Annotated in this window: 9 protein-coding genes; 2 read left to right on the top strand and 7 right to left on the bottom strand. The window is 67.2% G+C overall.

The annotated features are described in order from the left end of the window. Positions 1 to 1,906 (bottom strand): ESPR-type extended signal peptide-containing protein (locus H0X90_RS35115; protein WP_269065275.1); only part of this gene is annotated, 1,906 nt, incomplete at its 3' end. 620 nt (positions 1,907 to 2,526) lie between these two features. Here H0X90_RS35115 and H0X90_RS35120 point away from each other — a divergent pair. Next, on the top strand, positions 2,527 to 2,775 hold the full coding sequence (locus tag H0X90_RS35120) for a hypothetical protein (RefSeq protein ID WP_077189933.1): 249 nt from the start codon (positions 2,527 to 2,529) through the stop codon (positions 2,773 to 2,775). A gap of 93 nt (positions 2,776 to 2,868) precedes the next feature. Here H0X90_RS35120 and H0X90_RS35125 read toward each other — a convergent pair whose 3' ends face one another. The 4 genes from H0X90_RS35125 to H0X90_RS35140 all read right to left on the bottom strand — a co-directional run bounded on the left by H0X90_RS35125 (position 2,869) and on the right by H0X90_RS35140 (position 5,588). After that, the gene (locus H0X90_RS35125) at positions 2,869 to 3,771 is read right to left on the bottom strand and encodes a hypothetical protein (RefSeq protein WP_006490910.1); all 903 of its coding nucleotides are present in this window, start codon (positions 3,769 to 3,771) and stop codon (positions 2,869 to 2,871) included. 96 nt (positions 3,772 to 3,867) lie between these two features. Next, complete coding sequence (locus H0X90_RS35130; protein WP_006480563.1) at positions 3,868 to 4,086, bottom strand: hypothetical protein; 219 nt, start codon at positions 4,084 to 4,086, stop codon at positions 3,868 to 3,870. A gap of 235 nt (positions 4,087 to 4,321) precedes the next feature. After that, positions 4,322 to 4,972 (bottom strand): NADPH-dependent FMN reductase, encoded by a 651-nt coding sequence (locus H0X90_RS35135; RefSeq protein WP_077188640.1) that lies wholly within the window; start codon positions 4,970 to 4,972, stop codon positions 4,322 to 4,324. 310 nt (positions 4,973 to 5,282) lie between these two features. Next, the gene (locus H0X90_RS35140) at positions 5,283 to 5,588 is read right to left on the bottom strand and encodes an NIPSNAP family protein (RefSeq protein ID WP_006490913.1); all 306 of its coding nucleotides are present in this window, start codon (positions 5,586 to 5,588) and stop codon (positions 5,283 to 5,285) included. A 296-nt stretch (positions 5,589 to 5,884) separates the two neighbouring features. Between H0X90_RS35140 and H0X90_RS35145 the strand changes: the two genes are divergently transcribed. Next, on the top strand, positions 5,885 to 6,682 hold the full coding sequence (locus tag H0X90_RS35145; protein ID WP_006496810.1) for a GNAT family N-acetyltransferase: 798 nt from the start codon (positions 5,885 to 5,887) through the stop codon (positions 6,680 to 6,682). Positions 6,683 to 6,848: 166 nt separating this feature from the next. On the opposite strand, the gene H0X90_RS35150 is transcribed toward H0X90_RS35145, so the two are convergent. Then, on the bottom strand, positions 6,849 to 8,207 hold the full coding sequence (locus tag H0X90_RS35150) for a DUF3999 domain-containing protein (RefSeq protein WP_077189934.1): 1,359 nt from the start codon (positions 8,205 to 8,207) through the stop codon (positions 6,849 to 6,851). Continuing rightward, positions 8,204 to 11,037: DUF2339 domain-containing protein (locus tag H0X90_RS35155; RefSeq protein ID WP_077215864.1), on the bottom strand; the 2,834-nt coding region annotated here is incomplete at its 5' end. The genes H0X90_RS35155 and H0X90_RS35150, both read right to left, overlap by 4 nt.

The following is an 11,037-nucleotide window of genomic DNA, read 5'->3' on the forward strand; positions in this document are numbered from 1 at the left end:
TCGACAGCGACGTGATCGAGCTGTTAGCCGACGAGAGGCCGGTCGACGTGGAAGACGACAACGACGTAACCGAGCTGTTAGCCGAGCTGAGGCCGGTGGACAGCGAGTTGATGCCGGTCGAGGTCGAGGTCGAGAGAGAGCCGATCGAGCTATTAGCCGAGGAGAGACCCGTCGACGTGGAAGTCGAAAGCGACGTAACCGAGCTGTTTGCCGAGCTGAGGCCGGTGGACAGCGAGTTGATGCCGGTCGAAGTCGAAGTCGACAGCGACGTGATCGAGCTATTAGCCGACGACAGACCCGTCGAAGCCGACGTCGACAGACTCGTGATGCTCGACGTCGTCGTGCTCGCAACCGAATAGAGCTGGCTGCCGTTGATCGCGTCGGTGCTGGTGGCCGTGACGAGGCCCGCCGCGACGTTCTGGATACGGCGTTCCGAGCCCGACTGCCCGACGCTGACGACACCGCCCGCCGAATTGGCGCCGGCGAAGTTGCCGAACGTCTGACCGCCGATCGTGGCGCTGCTGACGGTGGTGGTGCCGCCGGACGTCGCCGTTGCCGCACTGGTCGTCAGCGCGTTGTAGCCGAGGGCGACCGAGTTTGCGACGCTCGCGGTCGAATTCGAACCGAGTGCCGTGCCGTAGCTTCCGGACGCCACGGCTGCCGCGCCGACCGCGACCGCGCCGGCGCTGCCGCTGGCCGTCGAGCCGTTACCGAGCGCGAGTGCGTCCGTACCGCTTGCGATCGAGTTGGCGGCAAAGCTGCCGACGTTACCGAGCGCGATCGCGCCGGTGCCGTTCGCGGTTGCCGCATTGCCGACGGCAATCGCACCGTTGGTACCCGTCGCCGAGGCCGAGCTGCCGATGGCGACGGAACTGTTGGTCGCCGTGCTGCTGTTGCCGAGCGCCACGGAGCCCGTGCCGCTCGCCGAGTTGCTGTTGCCGAGCGCGATGGCGCCGGAGCCGTTCGACGTGTCGTTCGCGCCGATTGCCAGCGCGCCCGTGCCGGTCGCGCTGTTCGGATCGCCGATCGCAACGGCGCCGTCGCCGCTTGCGCTCTGGCCTCGGCCGATCGCGACCGCGCCGCCGGCCGAGGTCGCGCTGTTCGCCGTCGTGCCCGACGAGCCGATTGCCACGTTTCGGCCCGTTGCGCCGGAGACGACGCCGTCGCCTTGCGCGATGCCATACGCACCATTGACCGTCGCACCACGGCCAACTGCAATACCCGACGTGGCGGCCGACACGACGGACGACTGCCCGCCGATCGCGATACCGTCCGACGCGGCGGACTGCGCGCCCTTCGTCGCGTTGCTGCCGATTGCGACCGCGCCGGCGCCCGAAGCGATGGTCGAGTTCGCATATGAAAGCGGGGTGGTGCCATTACCGGCTGCACCGCCGATTGCGACCGAATTCAATGCGTTGGCCGTTGCCCCGAAGCCGAGCGCGGTAGAACCGGCGCCGCTGGCGGTCGACTCGAGACCGGCGGACGTGCCCCAGAGCGCAGCAGATGACAGGAAGCCCGTCGCCGTACCACCGGTGCCGGTCACTTGCGCGAATGCACCATAAACAGTGGCCGCGAGATTGTTGTTGCCGCTGGAGTTGCAGCCCGCAACCGTGGAGTAAGTGCCGGATCCGTCGACGGGATAGGCATTGGTGTTGCCTGTCGTCGTGCGGCCGACGGTGCCGTTGCCACCGCTCGACGTACACGACGAAACGGTGAATTGGCTACCGTTCGTCGTGCCTGGAACGAAGGTATTGGCGCCGGCGAGCGACGGGAGCATTGCGACGGCGGCCAATACTGCGGCAGTGACGGCCGACTTGTTCGGCTTGCCCCGTGCCGAATCGTGTTCCGATGCCGCGACCCAGGCGCCAAGCGCTTCGTTCCAGATCGAGCGGTATGTGCGGTTCATGTCCTGCTACCTCCAAATGTGCACGCCACACACCGGTCTCTTTTGTTAGAGGGTTACTCCGTGCGCTCGCGCGAATCTCAAAATTGATGGGCGGAGTTTATTGGAGGAGGATTTTAGAGATTGACAAACAGTGATAAATGAACCGTTTTGAAAGTTAAAGAATGGTTAATGCATCGAGTTTTGATGTACTGGGTGTGAATGAATTTGAAAGATGTAAGAATGTGTCGTGTAGGGTTTGAATTTTTCTGGCGAGACGCTACATTATATATAAAAATCAATGGCTTACGATGGTTGTGTGCGATGGGCAACAGATCGAATCGACTCAAAAGTAAGACAAATGAAATAGCAAACGTTTGCGCAACCCTGCATTCTTTCATTTCAGTAAGGATTGTTTGGCTATGACGAGATAATATATTTGCCTAATTATTAACTTGTTAAATGTTTGGTGTAAATTGAATTGGTTTTTGTATTTGGAGATTATTTTATAATCGAATTTACCTGGCACGAGGCGCATTGGGTTGTGCCGATCTGCGCATCCAGCCCGGCGCGGGGGCCCGTGCGACGGGCGTTCCGGGCCGCCCGATCCGTCGAAGTTGTAAAAAAGTGCTACGGAGCGACAAATGAAACAATTCGCGGAAATTTATCGGATTTGTCCTATTGACGATCGCGTTGGTATCGGTGTTAAGGCGGAATCGGTACGCACGCCGGAAGTCGAGCAGGCAGGGGGAGCGGCTGTTTCGCGGGGTGTGTCGACAGGTCGTCAAAGACCGCAGGTCGGCGTCGGGTCGGCGGCGGCCGAAATGTCAGATCGAGGGTGCGGCAATTTGTCCGTCATGCCATCGGCGGATCGACGTGTCGAAGAAAAATAGGGATTGATCGAATGTGTCGCGCACGCCACATTCGGTCCACGGGCGTGGACCCAACCGGGGGCTTGCCGCATGACCGGCGGCAAGCCTTCGACTTCACTTCTTCAGAAACCGCAGCGCGAACCGCGCCATCCGCGGCACGAACATCGGGCGCAGCAGGCGCTTGTCGTATCCGGCCATCCGCCGGTCGTTCTCCGCGAGACACAGCTCGATCAGCTCGCGCGGGTTCAGCGCATCGCCGATGTCGGCGGTGCCGGTAGCCGGGAAATTCGCGTCACGCGCGGCGCCGTCGGCATCGATGCCGCGCGCGATGCTCATGCGGTCGCGGATCAGTTGCACCCACACGGCCGCCACGCGTGCGAAGAACCACGGCCGGCGCCACCACGGCATCGTGCGCCAGTACCACGCGTACCAGTTCACGAAGAACAGGATGTGGCGGCCTTCTTCCTGGATCACGGGCTCGAAGGTTTCGACCAGTTCGGGCGGGAAATAGCCGGAGCGCTGCGCGGAGCGGAACAGGCCGAACGCGAAAAAGCTGTCGATGCATTCGCTGAAGCCCGTCATCATCCACGACCATTCGGGGTCCTTCGGTGCCGGATAGGGCGGCTCGGGCGCCAACTGGATGCCGTACGCCTCGACGAGCTTCGACAGCACGACCTTGTGGCGGGCTTCCTCGCCGCCGTCCATCTCGAGCGCGCGGCGCAGCAGCGGATCGTCGACCGTCGCGGCGTAGGTCGCCACGCGGATCGACGCGCGGCCTTCGGTTTGCACCGCGATGTCCCAGATCGGCAGCGACGTGAGCCGCCTGAGTTCGGCCGGCTGGAGTGCCGGCCAGTCGATCACGGCCGGCTTGTACGGGTTGTGTGTGTCGAGCAGCATCCGACAGAACATCTGCTTGTGCGCATCGGAACCGATCCGGACCGAACCTTGCCTCTCGAAGGTCCAGTTGCGCATCGCGTGATCTGCGGCTGCATGCTCTTCCTGCAGCGTGTCAGTCATGGCTATTGTTATGCGATTACGGATCGAAAGATTCTTGCACAGCTTCCGTCATCGCGTATTTTCGAGCGGCCATGGGCACGCCGGCCCCCGCGGATGTCACGCGTTCGTGTCGACCCAGAGGCGGCCCCAGCGCGACGCGTAGGCGAGGGCGTGTTCTTCCTCGAAGAAGAAATCGATGGCGTCGAACGACACGGAGCGCGGCGACGGCCCGCCGCTCGCGCGTTCGATGGTCAGGTTGGCGGCGAACAGCCCGTTCGGCAACCGGGCGGCAGCGGGAGCGACTTCATAGCCCTTGTAGCGGATCGTACGGTTCATGGCGTGCGCGGAAAAAGTTCGGACTTTCAGCGTACGAAAACCTGCCGGCGGCGTGAACCAATCTTTCGGCCAATGCAAATCACGCGGCGGGCTGAATCGTTATCGGGGTGGTACGCGGAAACGGTATGTGCGAGAGGCGAAGACGGCGCGTCCGGCACATCGCCATGCGCGGGAAGACGCGCCGCGCGGCCCTGTCGAATCTTGTCGATCAGGGCCGCGCGGCGGAATACGGGGGTTACTGGTTGGCGACCTTCAGTACGGGCGCGAGCGCATCGACCGAGGCCGCGTGCGAGGCCGCACGATGCGACGCGAACGCGAGCGCGAATTCGGCCGCTTGCGCGCCGACTGTCTCGAGCTGTGCCGCCACCTTCGGATCCGAGCAGCTGTCGGCGCTTTCGAAGCGCGTTTCCAGCGTGTTGACGGTTGCGCCGAACGGCGTCGGCCAGCCGCGCAGCGCATGAACGATCGAGCGCAGCGACGTCAGCACGGTGCCGGCCGCCTGCCAGCCGTACGCGGTGACGATCAGGCCGACCGCGCGGCCGTCGAGATACGGGCGTTCGTCCGCGCGCAGTTCCTCGAGCGTGTCGAGCGCGTTCTTCACGAGACCGGACACGCCGCCGTGATAGCCGGGCGTCGCGATGATGATCGCGTCGGCCTGGCGCACGGCGTCGATCAGCTCGCGCTGCGCGTCGGTCAGCGTTTTGTGTTCGGGGGCGTAGTGCGGCAGCGTATGCAGGAACGGGCCGTCGAACAGGCGCGTGCGTGCGCCGGCGGCCTGCGCGCCGCGCAGTGCGAACGACAGTGCGCGTTCGGTGGACGATGCGGCTCGGGTGGTCCCGCCGATGCCGACGACGAACGGGCGGCGGTGTTGATCGAATGCAGTCAAGGGGCGCTCCTGGGATTGGCTTGCCCGGCTAAGCACAGGCTTAAAACCAGATGGTAACGACCCCGTCGCCACTCTGAAAACGACTTTTCGTTCTATCGATATGCCGCGTGGCGGGGGCAATCGTGTGCGCGGCCGCGCAGATCGATAGCAGAAATGCTTGGTTGGGACGGTGCGCCACGGTCGATAAGATGGACTCGTCTCCTCCATGATGTCTCTACTGACATGGGTTGGCCCCGCCGCGCGGATGCAGGCGGGGCTTTTTTTCGTCCTCGACCGGAAAACGGGGTGCGATGCGCGGCGGCGCGGCCCGTTACTCGAACACCGGCCGGAAGAAGCTGCGCTCGTAGCTGACGATGCAGCGCGTTTCCTCCGCGTAGCGGAACGCGGCCTGGCAGGCCGGATCGTCCTTCGAGCGTTCGCGGTAACGCTCGTATTCGGCGAGGCTCGGGAACGAGAACATCGCGAGCGCGATGTTGCTCGCGCCTTCGGACGGCAGGAAGTAACCGTGATGCGTGCCGCCGAACTGCTCGACGAGCGGAATCCACATCTTGCCGTAGGTTTCGAATTCGACGAGTTTGTACGGATCGACGACGTAGCGAAGGAAGCAGGTGATCATGGGCGCTCGCGATGCGGTGACGGAGCAGCGAGTCTGGAGTGTGGGATGGCACGTGTCAACGGCGTGCGCGCCGGGGACGGGCCTCGCCGCGCGACTTCATGGCGTGCTCGGTTGCTTGCGCGAACAACGACCGGTGCTTCGATGCGTTCGCCAAGACGCGCACGCTGCATCGGAACGCACCGTCTCCACCACGTCCTCCGCCACCCGCGCTACCCCGGGATTTTTACGACATTTTTTCTTGCGACGGCTGCCGGCGCGCTCCTAGACTTCGTGCATCTTCACCACGGAGCCTGGCCATGTCGATACCCTGGAACGCGATCGCCGAACGCACCCCTGCCGCACCGCCTTTGGTGTGTGCCGATCGGGTGATCGTCCGGCGTTTCGATCCGGCAGTCGACAGCTATGCACAACTCACGCCGATGCTGCACCGCGCGTTCGCGCGACTCGGTGCGATGGGGCTCAATTGCACGTGCGTCGATCAGGACGAAGACGTCACGCGCCGCCGCGCGGAAGCGGGCGAATGCTATGTCGCCGTGTGCGGCGGGCGTGTCGTCGGCACGGCCACGCTGTATGCGACCGATCCGTCGTCGGCCTGCTCGTTGTACCGGCGCGAAGGCGTCGCGAGCGTGCGTCAGGTGGCGGTGGACCCGGCTTGCCAGAGTCGCGGGATCGGCGCGTTGCTGCTGTCGTTCGCCGAGCAGTGGGCCGCGTTGCGCGGCTATGCGCTGCTCGCGCTCGATACGCCGCATCCTGCTGCGCACCTGCTGGCATTCTATGGCGCGCAGGGTTTCGAGGTGGTCGACGTGATGCGCTTCGCCGGCAAGTGCTACGACAGCGCGATCCTGTGCAAACGGCCCGTTGCACGTGCGGCACGCCGCGTGTTGCCGGCAGCGCGGCTGGCTGCGCGCGTGGCGGCGGTGCGGCGTGTCATGCAGGCGTGGGCGCCGCGCATCGTCGCGATGGCCCGGCGCGAGTCGGGCTGGCGTCGCGCCGGACGTTTCGCGGCGCGCCGAGCGGCCGGTGCGGCCGGTGCGGCCAGTCGTCGGTCGTCGCCGTGGCGGCCGCGTCAGCACGGCCGCTTCGTGGCGCGATAGCGGCGGGCAGGGCGCCTGCTCGTGCCGCAGGCGCGTCGCGCGGCCTTCCCGCGAAGACGGGGCGCGGATCGCTCGATGAACCGGTGCGGTCACGCGCCGCGATGGCCGAAGGAACGAACCTGCTCGATGAACGCCGCGTCGAGCGGCACGCAAACGCGTGTTTGCGTCATTCGGCGCGGTCGCGCGTCTCGCCGCCGCCTTTCGCGAGGCGCCATGCGATCGCGCCGAGCACGCCGACCGCAATCACCAGTGCGCCCCACAGCACGTAGCGGCGCCCGGCATCCGCATCGGCGGCTGCCGCCGGCGCGACCGCGGACACCGGCAGCGCCGCGCCGACGCGGGCGGGCCGCACTTCCGGCGCCATGCCGACCAGCAGTGCGTCGCGGCTCACGGCCGACGACACGAGCGACGCATCGCCGACGCCGAGCGTAAACGGCGGCGTGCCGCGCGCGACGAAGGTCAGCGCGGCCGGATGCCAGCCGATCGCGACGGCCGGCTGGCCGCCGCCGAGCCCGCCGTTGCGCATGTCGACGACGATTCGCCACGCGCGATCCGTATTCGCGACGAACTCGAACGGCGGATTGCGCTGCTCGCCGCCCTTGCCCTGCAGCCGGAACAGCACGGCGGACGCGACGTCGCGCCACGGCACCTGCGCATCGGCGCGGCTTTGCAGTGTCGCGCGCGCGACGGTGTTCGGCTGCGGCAGGTCGATGCGCACGCGGTCGACCGGATACGCGCCGTCGGTGTCGAACAGATACTCGCCGGGCGCACCGCCGGCGCGTATCCGCACGGCATCGCGCCACTGGCGCGGCACGGACGCCGTGTCGGTGCCGCGCGCGTCGCGCGGATGCGTCTCGACGTCGATCGACGCGATCGCGGGCGCGCCGTCGAGCCAGTCGAGCCGCAGGTAGCGCGGCGCCGCGCCTTCGAGCGCGATGCGCTCCTGCACCAGCATGTCGTTGCCGCGGCCGACCTTCAGCAACTGCGTGCTGCCGAGCGCTCGCCAACTGCGCAGGTCGTCGCTGGCTTCGACGGACACGCGCCCCTGGTAGCTGTCGTCGTCCACGTGCACGAGCAGTGCATCGATGCTGCCGTCGGCATGCGACAGGTCGACGAGATCCGCGCCGTGCCTGCCGTGCGAAGGCGTCGCGACGGCCGCGCGCAGCGCGCCGTCCGGGCCGACCGTCACGCCGAGCGGCGCATTGCCGTGTTCCGCGCGGACGGGCGGCAGCGGGAACCAGTGCACCGGCGTGCGGGACGGCGGCACGCCGGATGCGGCCGCGGCGGGTGCATCGAGCGAGTACGGCACCGGCTCGCCCGCGCCGTTGAAGACGCGCACGTCGCCGAGGTCGTCGCGCCGGCTCGCCGCATACACGGGCTGTGGCACGGTGAGCTGGTAATACGCGGCGCTGCCGTCGAGGTCGAGCGCGAAGCGCTGCGTGACGCGGCCGGCGTTCGGCGCGCCGTCGGCTGCCGCGAACGACGCGAGCAGGCTCAGCCCGAACAGGGCGGCGAGTCGTTTCATGGCTGGCCGTCCTGTTGCGCGGCGGCCTTCGGCGGCAGCGGCGAGAAATAGCCGATCAACAGCAGCAGCACGCCGATACCGATGAACGACACGATGCGCTCGATGCCGGTGACGTGCGACAGGTCGAACAGGAACAGCTTGACGACCGTGAGCGCGAGCAGCGCGGCGCCGATGAACCACAGCGGTCGCAGCCCGCGGCGCGTGGCCCAGATCGTGATTGCGAGCGCGCAGACCGTCCAGTACACGGACACCGACGCCTGCACGAGCGTCGACTCCGCCATCGCGCCGAATTCGTACGGCACGCCGGCCCAGTGATGCAGCGTGCGCAGCAGGATCGCGTTCAGCCACAGGAACCCGGTCGCGCCGCCCGCACCCAGCAACTCGACGCGATACGCGTCGAACGACCAGCCGAGCCTGCGCGCGCGCACGAACCACGACGCGGCGAGCGCATAGACGACCGCGAGCACGAGATCGAGCGGATTGAACAGCGGCACGCGCGCCCAGCTTCCGCCGTCCTGCGTGAAGTTCGCGTAGAAGGTCCACGCCCACATCACGACGATCAGCGGCAGCGACGCGAACGCACAGAGGCGGGCGATGCCGTCGCGGCGCGTGAGCCACATTCCGGCGAATGCGAACAGGCTCCAGCCGACCATGAACACCTGCTGGATGCCGAACGACGACAGCACGGTATCGATGTCGTAGCCCAGGTTGAAGCGGTGATGCAGCGTGCGCAGCATCAGCGCGTTGAACCACAGGAATACGGTCGCGATCGCCATATAGTCGACGACGCGCGGATGCCACGCGAGGCCGAGCGATTTCAGGCGACGCAGCCACGCGACGAATGCGACGAACACGAGACCCTGCGCGACGTCGAGCGGATTGAGCAGCGGCAGCCAGAAGAGCGGAGAGGCGTCGCCGTCGCTCGCCGTGCTGGCGATGCTCCACAGCCACAGCAGCGCGGCGAGCGGCGCGGCTCCCCACACCTGATACGCACGCGGGAACGCGGCGACCGGCCAGCGCAGGCGCGAGCCGGGGCCCGATACGAGCAGGAGCAGCGCGCCGAAGCCGTACGCCCATGCGCTCCAGCTCCACGCGCCTTCCGGGACGAACGTGCGCAGGCGCCAGAAACCCTCGAGCGAGAACAGTCCGCACAGGGTCCAGAACGTCAGCGTATGCAGCGGCGCGAGAATGCCTGCTGCAACGGCGGACGCCGTGCCGTTCGCGGCGGCGGCGCCGGTCGTGCCGCGCGACTGGCGCCACAGCAGCGCGAGCCCCGCGCCGACGGCGATCGGCCACGCGAACGCGCCCATGCCCGACAGCGGCGCTTCGTGCGCGTCGAACGCGCGCAGCGCGAGCAGCGCCAGCACCGGCGTGAGCGCGAGCGCGGGCCATTCGGCGAGCGGCCATGCGAGCCGGCGGCGCGCGACGTGCGCGAGCCATGCGGTGCCGGCCGCGAACAGCGCGGTCGTATCGACGACGAAGCGGTCGGCATGCAGGTCGACATGGCGGCTCGCATAGACGAGGATCTCGTGCAGCCCGCCGCTGACCCACCACAGCAGCCCCCACGCGGCGGCCGCGACACCGATCTCCGGCATCCACGCGTGCCACGCGCGCGCTTCGCCGCGCCCGTGCAGCCACCAGCCGGTGAACAGGCCGGCGAGCGCGATCAGCAGCATCGCGATATACGGGCTGTTGAGCACCGGCAGCGCGGCCGTGTCGGCCGGGCCCAGCAGGCTCGTGAAGAACGCGCCGGCCGCGGCGACCTGCATCAGCAGCCCGAAGCCGAACGCGAGCAGGCGCTTCTGGCGCACGCCGAGCCACACGACGGCCGCGCCTTCGATGGCCCACGCGGCGCTGGTCGTCGGCCCCGAAAACGCGAGCGGCACTGCGAGCGTCGCGAAGATCACCGCGAGCGCGAGCATCGATTCGAACAGCAGGCCGAGGCGGTCGCGGCGGCGCGCGAGCCATGCGGCGACCGCGACGTAGAACGCCGACAGCGCGACCGCGCTCCACGCGAGCCCGAACGGCATGCCTTTGACGAGCGACGCCTGCAGCGCGGTCGCGACGATCGGCGTGCCGAACACGAGCGTGCCGTCCACGTAGTGTCGCAGCGCGAGTTCGCGTTTCACCGCATACAGCAGCGCGATGCCGACATACATCAGGAAGAACAGGATGAGGAACGGCTCGGTGCTCGCGAACAGCGCGGGACGATAGGCGGTCACGCCCCACGCGGAGCCGATCGTGAACGTGAACACGAAGCCGAGCAGGTTCAGCGGGCGCCACGCCTTGAACCACGCGATCGCGAAGATCCCTGCGTTCAGCAGTGCGTAGTAGCTGAACAGCGCGACATGGTTGCCCTGGCCGGTCGACAGCAGGATCGGCGCGAGGAAGCCGCCCGCGCTGCCCATGAATGCGAGCGGCAGCGCGTTCTGCCGCACCGCGAGGAACGCGCTCAGCGCGCAGACCGCGACCATCAGCGGGAACGCGGCGCCGACGGGCAGCAATGCATACAGCTTGGTCGCGGCGAAGATCGTCAGGTACAGGATGCCGACGCCGCCGCCTTGCAGCACGAGGCCGTACGCGGCGCGACGCGCCCGCACGCGCCAGCCGATCGCGAGCAGCGCAGCCGCGGCGAGCGCCGTGCCCGCGAGGCGGAACTCGATCGGCAGCATGTCGTTGTCGGCCGCGTACTTGAGCAGGAACGCGACGCCGAAGAACAGCACGATGATCCCGACGCGCACGACCGTGTTGCCGCCGAGCAGCCAGTCGCGCGCGGCGCCGAATGCGCGTTCGGCGATGCCGGGTTCACGGGGTGCGGGCGGGGCAGGGC

Source organism: Burkholderia sp. 9775_39 (assembly GCF_015712225.1).
GTDB lineage: Bacteria > Pseudomonadota > Gammaproteobacteria > Burkholderiales > Burkholderiaceae > Burkholderia > Burkholderia cenocepacia.